This is a genomic window from Lactiplantibacillus xiangfangensis (assembly GCF_001438845.1).
Classification (GTDB): Bacteria; Bacillota; Bacilli; order Lactobacillales; family Lactobacillaceae; genus Lactiplantibacillus; species Lactiplantibacillus xiangfangensis.
Map to the genome: position 1 here is coordinate 91,415 of NZ_JQCL01000103.1, position 14,471 is coordinate 105,885.

The window sequence follows — 14,471 nt, forward strand, 5'->3', positions numbered from 1 at the left end:
CATAACTGTCAAACAGTATGAATTTATGAACTTTCAGGAGGGATTTTTACATGTCTACCACCGAAACATCACTTATGAATCAACAGTTAGACGCACTTCTTTTTCAAGAAACTAACTTAGTGGCCAACTTGGCAAATGCCAGCGCGTTACTAAATAGTACTTACGATGATCTTAACTGGGCCGGTTTTTACTTATTCAACCAAACCACGGGTGAACTCGACCTAGGACCATTCCAAGGCAAAGTTGCCTGCATGCACATTAAGGTTGGCGCCGGTGTCGTCGGGACCGCTTTTAAGACCCAGACGAACCAACGCATTAAAAACGTTCATGAATTTCCAGGCCACATCGCTTGTGACAGCGCCAGCAACTCTGAAATCGTTGTTCCAATTACGAAGGATGGCCATCAAATCGGTGTTTTAGACGTTGACTCTCCATCACTCGACCGTTTTACCGCAGAAAACGAGGCCGAACTGACTGAATTCGTCAACATTCTGGTGCAACACATTGACTAAGTTAGGTCAAACATGCTATGCTACTCTTTGTGTAAAATAACGCAGCAGTGAGTGGTAAGCTCGTCAACAGACTGGTGCCTTGATGGTCAGTTAGTAACCTGCGGCTGCAATGGTGAAACCTGCAGTCCGGTCTGAACGAATATCGAACTCACATCGGCTTATTTTACTCCAACTAAAATTATTGGAGGAAACAATTTATGTCTCGTTATACAGGTCCAAGTTGGAAAATTTCCCGTCGTTTGGGAATGTCCCTTTCAGGTACTGGTAAAGAATTAGCACGTCGCCCATACGCACCTGGTGATCATGGCCAAGGTCGTCGCGGTAAGATGTCAGAATACGGTACCCAATTACGTGAAAAGCAAAAGTTACGGATGATGTACGGTTTAACTGAACGTCAATTCTCTAACTTATTCCTTAAAGCCGGCAAGATCCGCGAAGGTAAGCATGGTGTTAACTTCATGATCTTACTCGAACGTCGTTTAGATAACATGGTTTACCGTTTAGGTTTGGCTACGACTCGTCGTCAAGCTCGTCAATTAGTAAACCATGGTCACATCACTGTTGATGGCAAACGCGTTGACATTCCTTCATACGAAGTAAGTGTTGGCCAAGTGGTCTCTGTTCGCGAAAAGTCTAAGAAGTTAACTGTCATCACCGGCGCTGTTGAAGCCGTTGTTGCACGTCCTAACTTCGTTCAATTTGACGCTGACAAGCTTGAAGGTTCATTAACTCGTTTACCAGAACGTGAAGAACTTGAAGCAGATATCGACGAATCATTAATCGTTGAATACTACAACAAACTTTAATTTCCGGTTTACGGAAGCGAAAGCACTGCTACGGCGGTGCTTTTTTTGTATGACCATAAAAAATAGTTTTGGACAAAACTCAAAAACCAGTCAGAAGTATCAAATACTTCTGACTGGTTTTCCCTATTATTACGGCCGAAACGTGGGACAAAAGGCAGTTTATTCCGCTTAACCCGAAATCAGCGACCATTCCAAGCCCAGGAATAATCGCTGATTTCACGTTAATGCTCACAAACTAACCGCCTTTTGCCCCACTCTTCAAAATATTATGAACGCGCCACCGCCGTCATAATTGGCTGGTAATACTTCATCAATTGCTTAAACGTTTCAATGATGGTCGTCGTCAATGCTTCAGGCTGATCAAACAACGGATCATCCACCAGAATCTGCCGCCCCACGACCAGCTCACTGTGCTTGTACTGCGCAAACTTAGTTAACATTTTAGCAACGCTTTCCGCCGTAGCTGGTTGCGTCGGTGCCGCTCCATGGTTATTGCTGATAACAAAATCCGTGGGAACGTCCACAAAAATCTTAGTCAACTCCGCGGCCGACAAACTCGTTTGCACCTGGGCCTTCCCCTCATCCAATACATCAAAGTAAATAAACAAGGAATCTGGCCATAAGCCTAACTCAAAATGCGGCCACGCTTTGTAGCTCCGCTTGTTCTGGCTAAACGCCACCCACGTATCAACCGGTGGATTTTTAAACCGGCGCAAGTGCTTCGCCACGTGGGCGTAAAATGGTTGTTCGACTGGTACGGGTAACGCTGCCATAATTGTGGGTGCCAGCGCTTCAAACTTCGGATCGATTACTGTTTTAATTAAATTCATTCGACCGGCTAGAGTTGGGTCGTCAAAAATCTCGAAATCTTTGCGGGTAAACATTTCATATTGCCTCCTTGTACGTTGCCTTAACCATACCTTATTTTGCGTACGACCGCAAAAGCCTACTACCACCCTAGTTCACGGATATTCATCGCTATTCATTTGGGAACATGCTACAATTAATGGATAATCTAAGAAAGGATGTTAGACAATGGCTGATATAGAAAAAGAACCGGTTGATCGTATTCAGACCGCTATGCACGGGACGCCAAAGCTGCATCCCGACGAACAGCGTAAGTACCTCGGGACTTTCCGTGAACGCGTCGACGTTGCCGTGACGGTTTACCAGTTAAAACGGGCCCATTACGTTGATGAGATGGTGCAAGCTTTCACTGCCCACCCTGATTATAAGTTATACATTAACGGAAACCTTGACCAGGACTTCATTGGACCGTACATTAAGGCGGCCAGCCAGGCCAATATTCAATTTACGATCAAAACCGACGACATCTACCGTACCGGCGACGATGATTACGCCCTTGTATTCACGGCTAGTACGGCAATCAATCAGGATGTGATTGATGTACAACAACGCTACCAACCCGCAGCGCGTGACACCCAAACAAATGAACCACACGGGCTACTTGGAAAATTAAAACGATTATTTTAAAACAAAAAGGTTTGAGGCACTAGTCTCAAACCTTTTTTAGATTTACTCAAAAATTAGTTGTCGTTAAACACGCTGGCGCATCCCATAAATCGACATCACTAACATCGCTACTACGGTCACCCCAAGAATAACACCCGCAACTAGCGGAACCGTGAATAAACTCAGCAGCAGTAATATCCCACTCCCCACAAGTAGGTAACCATACCAGTACTTTAAACGATGCCAGGCAGCCGGCCGGGGCTGAAACCCGCGGTGCATTTGTTGATACTGGCTAGCACTAATGGTCGGTAGGTAGTTCCCCATCGCTATAAAAATCACGGCCACCAAACTAATCGCGATGCGCCAAATATCAACCGCATGCCCCAAGTTGTACGCAATCGTTGCGACGTACGCCACGACCGTCACTAATGGAATAATCCACGTCACCACCCGTTCAAATCGTGGGGCGGTCCCCTTATGTTGGCTGTTCAACCGGGTCACGGTCAAACAAAAGAATTGTAACGCCAGCATCAATAAAGGCATGCCAAAGACCATCCACGGCTTGGTCATATACCCATCCGGGTGCGCGTTCGCACCACTAAAATGCGTCGCCATCGTGGCTGGTAGCGCCCCATAATTCAGCAATCCATAACTGATTGGTAAAATAATGACCAAGTAACTGAGCCACGTTTGTCCTTTGATCTTCATTTTGATTCCCCCTCGCCTTTACGCATTCCGTATAACCACGTTAGCATTTCCTCAAACACACTCGCGTTAAGTTCATAGTAAATAAAATTCTTTTCTTTGGTCACACTGACTAACCCGGCCTGACGCAATAGTTTCAAGTGGTAAGAAACCGTTGCTTGGCTGAGATTAAACGCCGCCGCAATCTCACCAGCAGATTGGCGGTGGGTCCGTAGCCCTTCCAAAATTTGCCGCCGAACTGGATCTGCAATTGCTTTAAACGTCTGATTAAGTGCCATGGTATTCACCTTCAAAGTTATTTAGAGATATCTCTAAATAGATTATAGCAAACTTCGGTCGATTCACAATACCTATTTAGAAAATGTTCAAAATAGATCATGTTCATAAGAAAACGCCAGCGTGACGGGAAAATAAATCCCATCGCACTGGCGTTATTAATTTTAATCTTTAAATAGTTCGTCTAATAATTGACCAGCAACTGGCTGACGATCCCCAAACATTGGGAATAAGTGTGGGTATAGAAATGGTGCCGCGTGAATACCAAGATAAACGGCCATTTCAGGGTGTTCCGGTGTCAGTTCCGCATACAAGTTAGGAATCATCACGTCGACGCCCGCCACGTTCAAGTGTAAGTCGGCAACCAATTTTTCAACTGCTTGGACGTACGAAGCGTGCATATCAGTGGTGGCGTCCAAGACGTCAGAACCATTCCCGAAAGTGGCGTCTTCTCGCAACAGAATTTGCGTCCCCCGCCCGACTACTGAATCTAAATCGAGATGGTATGAGTCTAAGCGGTAACGTTCGACCGTCCCCAACTTAACGGCCGACTGTGGGTAAGCAAACGCTGCACCCCGCAACGGACGCGCATTTTTACGGTCTAGTAAGGTCTGAACGGTTGATCGCCCATCCCCCACAATGTTAGCGGGAATCCGCTCAACGATGGCCTTGACCCGACCGCCAATGACGAGGAACCGGTAGCTGGACGCAACGACCAGTTCTTCGGCCATCACCGTCTGGGTTTGCTCAAAGAGTTGCCGAACCACTTGTTCAAACAATTCGCGTTTAGGCATAATCCGAAAGGCAACCACTTTGTGATCCTGGTCAGTGGCCTTCAAAACGATGCCACCTTCACTCACAAAGCGGTCATAGTCATCAATTAACTGATTGGCCGAATGATACGTCTGTGAGGCCGGTACCTGTACCCCGTGTTCGGCCATAATTTGCTTAGCAGCGACTTTATGCGTCAAAACCGTTGTGAGTGCTTGGGGATTTAAGTCCGTCCCGCTCCCATTAACGACTAATTGTGCTTGTCCTTGCTGGGTCAACCGTAAAATATTGGCTTTTTTGTCCACAACGTTGACTTGGATGCCCCGTGCTAACGCCTGTTCCGTCAATAACTGGCTCGATAAATCTAAGTCCGTAAACCCGGGGAGTTCAAACGGACGGTCAATGGCAACCGCCTGATAGTCCCGTGCGCACTGGTTCGCCCACGCTAACGGATCTTTTTGCACGGCAACTTGGGCACTGGGTGTTAGTTTAGGATTAGCAACCCGTTCCTTCAAGTGATCTAACAACACGGCATCACTATTAGGTAACCCGTTCTTAGTCACAAAATGACGTAACGCATCTAAAACTTGGGTTGCCGGTACGGCTTGCGCACTGGCCGTCGTCGGGTTCTCACCCGTCACTTGATCGACCAACTGATCCGCCTGTTCACTCACTTGAGCCACCATGGCAGCCGGTAACGCCGGCATCATCACAAAGTAGCTAGCCAATAGCCGCAAGAATTCAACCGCATTTTGATCCACACCGATCGGACTAGTTGGGTCGAGATCTAAGCCACGAAATTCCAAATAATAGACCCCTTGGCGTGCCAGCGTACTTAACTGGCCGGTGCTCCGAAAACGCACGGGACCGTCAAAATCACTGACTGATAACAGGTCCTTTTTCCGTACGTCAGCTTGTAATTTTGCGACGTACCGGTCAATCGAGGTGTAATCGCCCTTGACCTGACTGTACCGGTTGGCCGAGTGGTGCACACTACTCCGTTGCCGCTTAGTGGCTTGGTCAGTAACGTCCAACGTTGGCGTTGCGCCGAAGAGGTATTGAATCAGCCAGTTCATACGAACAAAGCCTTGGGCCACCTTCAGATAGACCGCATTCCGAAAATCAACATAGCTATCAAACTGTTGGTGGAACGTTTCTGAATACAAGCGCGTAAATAACTGTTCGTTAAAACTCAAGTTAACGTGCGTCCCGGTTGTCATTAACCGGCGCACGTCATATTTTTGGGCTAATGCTTGGCGGCGCTTAAACCCAACCGCATCATTGTCGGCTAACGGAATCTCCGTCAGTTTTGCGGGTAAGATCGGGTTACTTGATAACGGCCATAAATAGTCGTCTTCTGCCAGCGCCCGGCGAACCGTGGTATTTAGGCCAGCCAAGTAAGCCATTAACGCATCGACATCGGCCGTAGCTGGGGTCACCAACTTCAACTGCGTCTGTGCAAACTCATTATGAATTTGATGATTTTGGCGCGTCTTTTCTAGTGCTTCAGGCATCGGTTGCGTTGACAGCTTGCCGCTACCATCCACTCGCTGCATCGTGACTTCCAAGCCCATATTTGAATGGCTCACGAGCGGAACCAAGTGGTACTCCGTGATTGCTTTACCAATGGCATCTAATTCCATCTAAATCAATCCTATCATTTTTAAGTTATTATACCGTACTGGGTCCTGAACCAATCGTTCGGTGTCCGTCTTCCTAAATGCTATAATAATTAGGACTACTTTTGCAAGGGAGATTTTAAAGGATGCAACAGCCACTAGCTTATCGGATGCGACCCCAAACCATCGAAGACGTCGTTGGTCAACAACAACTCGTCGGTCCCGGTAAGATCATTGCCCGAATGGTCACGGCCAAACGCCTGTCCTCAATGATTTTATACGGTCCCCCGGGTACTGGTAAAACTAGCATTGCAAGTGCGATTGCTGGTTCAACCAAGTACGCCTTTCGCATGCTGAACGCCGCAACTGATAGTAAAAAACAATTACAAATCGTCGCTGAAGAAGCCAAAATGAGTGGGACCGTTATTCTCTTACTAGATGAAATCCACCGTTTGGATAAAACCAAGCAAGACTTCTTACTACCGCACCTAGAAAGCGGCCGCATTATTTTGATTGGGGCTACGACTGAGAATCCCTATATTAGTATTAATCCAGCGATTCGCAGTCGGACCCAAATCTTTCAAGTCTTCCCACTAACGGCGACTGACATTCAAACGGCCATTGAACGGGCTTTAAAAGATAAAACTAACGGGCTCGGCGACCACCACGTTGACTTAGCGGACGGTGCCATGCACCACTTGTGCACCGCAACGAACGGTGATTTACGTAGCGCACTCAACGGACTGGAACTAGCCGTTTTGTCTTCCACACCGGACGACCAGGGCGTTATTCACGTGACACAAGCCATTATCGAAGAATGCTTACAAAAAAAGGCCCTGTCCGCTGACAAGGACGGAGATGCCCACTACGACGTGATTTCCGCGTTTCAAAAATCGATTCGGGGTTCCGACGTTAACGCGGCGTTACACTATCTCGCCCGCTTAGTCGAAGCCGGTGACCTGAAGAGTATCATGCGGCGCTTAATGGTCATTGCGTATGAAGACATTGGAATGGCGAATCCACCCGCCTGCGCCCATACGGTCATGGCCGTGCAAGCAGCCGACCAGCTCGGTTTCCCTGAGGCCCGCATTCCGTTAGCCGACGCGGTGATTGAACTCGCTTTGTCGCCTAAATCAAATTCAGGTATCAACGCTATGGACGCTGCTTTGACCACGGTCAGGAAGGGCCATTACGGGGACATCCCCGCCGATTTGAAGGATGCGCATTACCAAGGCGCTGCTAAACTAGGTCACGGCGTCGGTTACGACTTTCCACACGATCACCCCGGTGACTGGGTCGCGCAACAGTATTTACCAGACGCCATTAAAGGGGCCGAATACTACCAACCTAAGACGAACGGTCGGTACGAAACCGCCCTCGCCGAACAATATCAAAAATTATTAAAAGCCAATGCTAGAAACCGCTAACAACATTGCCCTATTGCGAATCATTGCAACTTTTATTTTTATATGCTAGACTATAAGTCGAAATTACTAAGGTGTGCGCATTGCCCTAAACAAAGTGTTGCCGAACAAGTAATTTAACTTTGGGAAGAGTGTTAGCTAGTTATCATAACATGCCTTATCCTTTGGTAGTTAGAGGATTAGTCAGCTCATCCCACCTGCGTTGAAGCGGGTCAATACTGAAGGGCGGTTAACGGCACCACTAGTTTTTCCGGAAGTTTACTTCCGTTGGTCAGGACTCCGGTTCTGGCCTTTTTTGTTGCGATTCAAAATTACTTTTAGAAAACTAAAAGTTAAAAGACGAAAACGATTACTAATTAACTGATATAGCAACGTTAGGACCACTAAAATTATTAATTTTCCCGCTTCCGGCCGTCCGTGATTTCATCTGCCGTGGCGACCGGTTCATGCCAAAAAGCGGTCATGAACCTCACTTGAGAGCCGAAAAAACGTGTCTCTCAAGATGTCGGTGGCGTAAAATCGGGAAATCACCGATTAACGCCACCCTCACGGCAAATTCATCATGGACGACCTCCAGCTACGTTGAGGTTACTACCTTGTTTTTAAAAAAATCTCAGCGTAGCCGGCAAAACCAGTGGGCCGTGTCGGCACTGTTAGCTGGTGTTTTTTACCAGGTTACAGTGCGGGGCGACTTGAAAGACTCGTCCTTTGAGGCTTTCAAGCGAGGTGGAAGACCGTTTCTTGTCTGTAGGCGACCCCATGGCCCACTGATTCTGCAGGCGAAGCGCTGAAAAATGCTAATTTTCTAGTTCAATCTTTAATTATAAAATCAAACACCGCACACACATCAAGTGTGTTACCATTTGAAAAGCGTTAATTAAATGTCAAAATATAAGTTACGAAAGGACGATATCGCCTTGATCACCCTAATGCTCATTATCTACACCCTGATTGCTGGCTGGATTGGCTACTACCTTGTCAGTCACCAGTCCCGCCCCTTTCTCACGTTTGATCCTAATCAAACCCCAACGGTCAAGCACGTCGCGCGTTACGGCGGTAGCTTAATGCTACTAGTTGCCGTCGCTAGTGCCGTCACCGTCTTCTTTCAAAGTACCGTCTGGATTGCAATCGTCCTCGCTAGTGGTTGTTTGATCATGATGGCCGTTGGCTTGCTTTTGGTCAGTTTTATGCAATTCCAGTAGAAAACGCTTTTTATTTATTACGAAAACCTTTACAATATAGGTATAAAGTATTGAGGGGTGAGAATCATGTTACAACAATACCAACACATTTTAGTTCCCGTTGACGGTTCTTATGAAGCGGAATTAGCATTTAAGAAAGCGGTCGCTGTCGCCAAGCGTAACGGTCCTAAAGCGTCCGTGCACATGGTGCATGTCGTGGATACCCGAGCATTCCAAAACATTTCGAGTTTTGACACCACGATGGTTGAACAAGTGACGGATACCGCCCAAAAGACTTTGGATAAATACGTTGCCGAAGCCAAGGCGGACGGCTTGGAAAACGTCGACTATTCGATCGAATACGGCGCACCCAAGACGATCATCGCACGCGACGTTCCTAAAGATTTGGACATTGATTTAATCATGATTGGCGCTACCGGGCTTAACGCGGTAGAACGCTTATTGATTGGATCCGTAACCGAATACGTCACCCGTATGGCGGTATGCGACGTGCTCGTTGTCCGGACTGACTTGGAAAACAAGCCTGCACCTAAACCTAAGAAAAAATAATTTGTCCCACTAAAAAAGGTCACCGTAATGGTGGCCTTTTTTAGTCCCCTTAAGGTTTGCTAAAAGACTATAATTTATCTCTCAATCTTTAATAGCGTTGTTGATTCCAAAAGTTAACTATCCTTTTAGAAATTTTTGATTTAAAAGGCTTTTCAGCGCCCACTACTTACATATTGACTATAACTGAGTCCATATATTGATTTAGATTTTTAAAGTATTACAATCAGCACTATCTTATTCAAAGGGGCGACTATACCTAGACTAACGGCGGTAACGACTAGATGATACAGTGAGTTAACCTATGAAAATCATAAAAAACATTCTGATTTCATACGCACATGGTATGGTGATTTTCGCATCGGTGTTCTATTTTATGACAGCCAAACCTAACGGTACCATGCCTTTACATTGGTATTTCTTGAACACTTTATGGTCATTATCCTATTTGGTTGCTTTTCCAGCGCTAAGATTGTTAGCGCCAAATTTTAGCAAAGTACGCGTTAAAATGACGTCACTGACGACTAAATCTTTAAACCTTGATGATACTACGAGAAAAAACAAATCTAGGCTATATCATGAATCCATCAGTCCCGTGATGAACCAACTAGACATAAAGGGTCATAGTAACAATCGGGATGACGGTACCAGTTTAGCCGCTGATATGCTACTCAGCGGCGTTTTCATTGCCGTCTCAATACCAGCATTACTGGTGGTGTTGATCAAGAAAGTCAGCTGATTTTTGCACCTGGTAAATAAAACTGGGAGACTGTGACATAAGTCCCTCAATTAAAAGCTGACCATAGAAAATCCAAAGACTTTCTATGGTCAGCTTTTTGATATCACAAGACTCTGGTCTTCATTGCCCTATTTTTCTAAAATGGTCTGATAAAGCGATAACCCCAACTTGTTCATTGCGGCCACCTGCGTCTGTTCCTTACCATCCTGTGACAAGACAACGACCACGAACGCACCGTGCCGATTTTTGATGATGGCCGCGTCGTTTTGAACGCCGTACTGATTGTATTCTCCGGTTTTATTATAAACGATGGCGTCACTTGGTAAGTCATGCGGTAACTTAGTGTGGTTGACGTTTTGCTTTAAAATTGCCAGCATTTGCTTATCAGCTTGTTTGGAGACCAGCTGGTGATTATACATCTGCTTCAAAAGCTTCGCGACATCTTCAACCGAAGTATAGTTATCCTTACCCGCCTGTAACGCGTTCGTATCCATTAGATGCCGCCCAAGCTTAGTTTGAGATAATCCCAACCGTGAAATTTCTTGATTAACGACCCGCAACCCACCAACGGTATCAATCATAATATTGGCCGCGGTATTGTCACTTTCGTCGATCATTCGCTTCGTGATTTCCTTGTAAGTTAAATCACTGCCGTTCGGTAAAGTTTGCAACGTCCCCGTGCCACCGACTTTATCGCTAGACTTTAATTGATAAGTGTTGTCTAAATTCAACTTCTTGTCAGCCACTTGTTGGTAGACGGTTGTTAGGATAAAGAGCTTGATGACACTGGCGGCCCGCTGTGACCGGTTATGGCTAACGACAGCCCCATTTCCCGTCACTGGTTCAACGGCGACTGAACTGGTCCCGCCTAACGCGACCATTTGCTGGTCAACGACTTGTTTGACAGCCGCCTTAGGAAACGACGACTTGGCCGGCGTACTAGGTTTAGGGGCTTTGGTCGTTTTAACAGATTGGGAGATTTGATTCTTCTTCGCCACCGTCGCTTTGCTAGTGGCTCGCGATGACTTGGTCGACGGTGCTGCTTGTTGTTCCGATTGACCATTTTGATAGTAAACGTAACCGCCAATTGCCACGATCAGGACCACCGCCCCAATAATAAACGGCCACGGGCCCCGCTTCTTGGGCTGCCGTGCGCCCCCACTACGATGTTGGTCTGAACGAGTTTGCGTCACCTTTTGCTGATCCGGTTGCGATTCAGCGGTCGTCCGTGATTGCGTTAATGGCTGACCACAGTTTTTACAAAAAGCTGCGTTTGGTACGTTTTTAGCGCCACAAAATTTACAATACAAATTATTTTCCCCTTTTGAGTTGATCATCCGAACTATCTTTTCAGATTATAAACTTAGATTCGCGGACCACGCAAGTAAAACCAGGTGTCCAACTTGCCCAAAATAAAAGACTGTGACAATTTATCACAGCCTTTTATTGATGTTCGAACCGTATTTTTAACTCCTACGCTTCGTTAGCGATTTTTAGTGGCGCAATGTGGTACTCGGCCATCTCTTTAATAATTTTTTGTGTCAGTAATTCATTATGTGTGACTAAGCTCAACGCGTAAGCCACGTAATAATGGTCATGGGCCGCTTGAACATTGTTCAATACAACTTCATTGGCCGCCTTTTGAGCGTACAACCGGTCCAACAAGTACAATGATTGACTATCCTGGGCTTTCTTTAAAGCCAAGTCAATGAGTTCCAAGGCTTCTTCAGGGAAGTTAATCTTGGCATATAATTGGGCCGCCGAAGCGTAAATCAAGATTTCATTTTGTAAGTAATCGTCATCACCGATTGGTGCAGCCTGCGCATCCATGGTGTGCAACGTTGCAACCGCCTGTTTAACAAAAATTTCTGCCTTGTCGTAAGACTGCTTGCGTTCGTATGCCAACCCAGTGCCAAGGGTCGCCAAGATTGCAAACATGTCGTGGCTCGACTTGACGAACTGATTCAGTAACATCCCAAAATTGAAAATGGCTTCATCAGCGTTATCGTTCAAAACTAGTTGTAAGTAGCCTTCATAATAGTAATACTGCTTCTTATCACTATTACTGCGTAACTGCTTAGGCCGAATCTTGGTAAAGACTTCCTGCGCCTCTTCCAACTTCGTATGTCGAATCAATAAATCAATTTTTTTGAAAGTCCGGTATAATTGGTCGTCATTTTCAATAATGACTTCGGACAAACGAATTCCTAATCGATTACAAATTTTCATCATAATTTTCATACTTGGAATTTTGCTCTTTTTTTCAATCAAACTAATCGTTGCCTGCGTACAAATCCCTTCAGCTAGTTCCTTTTGGGACATCCCCTTGCGCTTCCTGAATTGACGAACTTTTTCTCCCAATATTCTCATGATAAACCCCTCTTTTATATTGCCTAAACACTAACTCTATCTGATCATCCGCTTTGCCCGACCCCACTCGCAAGCAAACCGTCGCTTAACACCGAATCAATCCTCAAGTAACATGTTCAAATAGTTGGACACCATTTAATTGGGCCATACCAATTACACATATAATTATATTCAGATAATACATTATAAGCAAGAAATAAGAGTAATTCTTATTTAATATTAAGTTATACCATGCTTTATAGGGCGGGTCATTTATTAATTATCACGTTTTATGGTTCGTTAACCAACTTATATTAAGTGACGTAAATTGACTGTCGGGTACAAAATAGGTGATGAAATCAAGTCAGCGTCCCTTTCAATTGCTGCAAGGATTCCTCAGATAAAACTTAGTTATTCATCACTTAAAGACTTAATAACAAACTCAAGATCTCATGTCATTCACACCGTTTTATAACCATCCCACTAACCAATTAATTAATTGATAAAAATAGTAATGGGTCGGTTTTGCTTGCAATTGCCGCAACTTTCCGGGCCGATTGGTAATCAAACCATCCGCGCCCATCGCTGATAGCCGTTGCATCGCTAAGGGGTGATCAACCGTCCAAAAATAGACTTGGTGACCGTCACGATGCATGGCATTGACTTGCTCGCGGGTCGCCGTTAGCGCCTGTAGGGAGTAAAAATCAGCGACACTGTGGCTAAAGTTGGTGAGATAAAACGGCGTGATCAAACCGAGTCGTATCTGGCTTTGACGTTGCCGTAACCGCTCAATCACTTGGTAATCCAATGAATGGACCGCACCGTGAGCCCGGTTTAAACGCTGACCGTAGTCCTCCGCAAACGGGCCCATGAGCTGAGCAGCGTCTCCGAGGGCTTTCACCTCAACTAGCAACGGCTGACGGAGCTTTTCAGCAACCGTCAAGTACTGTTTAAAGGAACTGAGCTGCCCACGTTGCCCGTTTTCCGATAACGTGATGCCGTCCAACTGCTTTAATTTGTAATGCTGAACAGGCCCCGGACGGTCAGCCAAATGCCGTAAGTCCGGATCGTGCATCACGACCCAATGGTGATCATCCGTGGGCTGAATATCCATTTCGACCAGGTTGGGCTGGGTCTGCTTAACTGTCTGTCGCAACGCACTGATGGTGTTTTGCACCCCGTCCGGTCCATTGACCCCGCGGTGTGCGATTACAGCTGGTAGCGGCCCTGAGACTGGTTGTAACCACCAACCCGCATAACTGACCGCCATAATGACCAAGATCAGCTGGACCCACCGACTCGCACCCGTGATGACTCGTTGTGGCCAGTAGCGACGCCATAGTTGCCAGACACCCCACCAAGCGAGTAGTTGTAAGAACGCTTCACTAAGCACGGCCATTAAATAGCCCCAACTTGGTTGGATTAACTCGATTAACCAAACACTGCCGGCTAGTACAGCCCCAATTCCAAACCAAGCAGCCACCCACGGGAGGAGTCGTAGCACCTGCTTAACCGCTGCCCACCAAGACGCGTGCCAGCCCGTTAGCCAATACTCACGGCAACTCGTTGGGCGTTGTAACTGCCGCCGCAAACTCGGTAGCCATTTAATCGACCACAGCCAAACAACTCCCCAGAGTGGCCCTACAACGGGTAACCACTCGTACCGCGTGTTAAAAATGCCATTTTGCAAACTGGCCGGCAATTGCACACTGGCCTGTAGCGTTGCTAAATAACCGCCCCAACCGAGCGGCAACCAGAGCACACCCGTCAGGACAACTAGCACCCACGTTAGGCCGCGTTGGCGCCAGGACCACCTTGCTTGTCCACTCACTTCGGCTAAACCGGGCAACCAGACGCTCATCAAAACTAGCCCCAAGGCACTGAGCCAGCCACCAACCATTAACCCAGCTACTTTCACTAATAACATTAACGTTAAGCCAGCGCCCCACCAGAGTGTTGGTCGTATTGATAGGTGCGTTACTTTTTTATTAGGTCCAAAGATTTTTACACCTCCCAACTAAAAATGGTGGCCACGATGAAAGGACTTCA

13 protein-coding genes are annotated in these 14,471 nt (G+C 46.4%); 6 read left to right on the forward strand and 7 right to left on the reverse strand.

The features are described from left to right. Window positions 1-50 precede the first annotated feature (50 nt). Both IV64_RS13015 and rpsD read left to right on the forward strand, forming a co-directional pair. Complete coding sequence (locus IV64_RS13015) at window positions 51-512, forward strand: GAF domain-containing protein (RefSeq protein ID WP_057707675.1); 462 nt, start codon at window positions 51-53, stop codon at window positions 510-512. A gap of 197 nt (window positions 513-709) precedes the next feature. Beyond that, window positions 710-1,318 carry a 30S ribosomal protein S4 gene (rpsD, locus tag IV64_RS13020; RefSeq protein ID WP_057707677.1) on the forward strand — a complete coding sequence of 203 codons (609 nt, stop codon included), beginning with the start codon at window positions 710-712 and terminating at the stop codon, window positions 1,316-1,318. Window positions 1,319-1,584: 266 nt separating this feature from the next. Here the strand turns inward: rpsD and IV64_RS13025 are convergent, their stop codons facing one another. Then, window positions 1,585-2,202, reverse strand: coding sequence for a DUF1054 family protein (locus IV64_RS13025; RefSeq protein ID WP_057707679.1), 618 nt, complete (start codon window positions 2,200-2,202; stop codon window positions 1,585-1,587). A gap of 151 nt (window positions 2,203-2,353) precedes the next feature. Between IV64_RS13025 and IV64_RS13030 the strand changes: the two genes are divergently transcribed. Continuing rightward, window positions 2,354-2,812, forward strand: coding sequence for a YueI family protein (locus IV64_RS13030; RefSeq protein WP_057707681.1), 459 nt, complete (start codon window positions 2,354-2,356; stop codon window positions 2,810-2,812). Window positions 2,813-2,875: 63 nt separating this feature from the next. Here IV64_RS13030 and IV64_RS13035 read toward each other — a convergent pair whose 3' ends face one another. The 3 genes from IV64_RS13035 to gshAB all read right to left on the reverse strand — a co-directional run bounded on the left by IV64_RS13035 (window position 2,876) and on the right by gshAB (window position 6,186). Continuing rightward, window positions 2,876-3,499 (reverse strand): DUF1648 domain-containing protein, encoded by a 624-nt coding sequence (locus IV64_RS13035; protein ID WP_057707683.1) that lies wholly within the window; start codon window positions 3,497-3,499, stop codon window positions 2,876-2,878. Continuing rightward, window positions 3,496-3,774: an autorepressor SdpR family transcription factor gene (locus IV64_RS13040; protein WP_057707685.1), complete on the reverse strand. Its 279-nt coding sequence runs from the start codon at window positions 3,772-3,774 to the stop codon at window positions 3,496-3,498. The genes IV64_RS13035 and IV64_RS13040 overlap by 4 nt, the downstream gene beginning before the upstream one ends. Window positions 3,775-3,936: 162 nt before the next feature. Next, complete coding sequence (gshAB, locus tag IV64_RS13045) at window positions 3,937-6,186, reverse strand: bifunctional glutamate--cysteine ligase GshA/glutathione synthetase GshB (RefSeq protein WP_057707687.1); 2,250 nt, start codon at window positions 6,184-6,186, stop codon at window positions 3,937-3,939. 122 nt (window positions 6,187-6,308) lie between these two features. Here gshAB and IV64_RS13050 point away from each other — a divergent pair, with 122 nt between their 5' ends. The 3 genes from IV64_RS13050 (at window position 6,309) to IV64_RS13060 (ending at window position 9,337) form a co-directional block, all read left to right on the forward strand. Continuing rightward, complete coding sequence (locus IV64_RS13050) at window positions 6,309-7,589, forward strand: replication-associated recombination protein A (protein ID WP_057707689.1); 1,281 nt, start codon at window positions 6,309-6,311, stop codon at window positions 7,587-7,589. A gap of 878 nt (window positions 7,590-8,467) precedes the next feature. After that, window positions 8,468-8,788, forward strand: coding sequence for a hypothetical protein (locus tag IV64_RS13055; RefSeq protein ID WP_237757349.1), 321 nt, complete (start codon window positions 8,468-8,470; stop codon window positions 8,786-8,788). A 66-nt stretch (window positions 8,789-8,854) separates the two neighbouring features. Then, window positions 8,855-9,337 (forward strand): universal stress protein, encoded by a 483-nt coding sequence (locus tag IV64_RS13060; protein ID WP_057707690.1) that lies wholly within the window; start codon window positions 8,855-8,857, stop codon window positions 9,335-9,337. An 864-nt stretch (window positions 9,338-10,201) separates the two neighbouring features. Here IV64_RS13060 and IV64_RS13070 read toward each other — a convergent pair. The 3 genes from IV64_RS13070 to IV64_RS13080 form a co-directional block, all read right to left on the reverse strand. Continuing rightward, window positions 10,202-11,383 (reverse strand): serine hydrolase, encoded by a 1,182-nt coding sequence (locus tag IV64_RS13070; protein ID WP_057707695.1) that lies wholly within the window; start codon window positions 11,381-11,383, stop codon window positions 10,202-10,204. 163 nt (window positions 11,384-11,546) lie between these two features. Continuing rightward, window positions 11,547-12,443: a helix-turn-helix transcriptional regulator gene (locus IV64_RS13075; protein ID WP_057707697.1), complete on the reverse strand. Its 897-nt coding sequence runs from the start codon at window positions 12,441-12,443 to the stop codon at window positions 11,547-11,549. Window positions 12,444-12,891: 448 nt separating this feature from the next. After that, on the reverse strand, window positions 12,892-14,349 hold the full coding sequence (locus IV64_RS13080) for a glycerophosphodiester phosphodiesterase (RefSeq protein ID WP_237757350.1): 1,458 nt from the start codon (window positions 14,347-14,349) through the stop codon (window positions 12,892-12,894). Window positions 14,350-14,471: the final 122 nt, after the last annotated feature.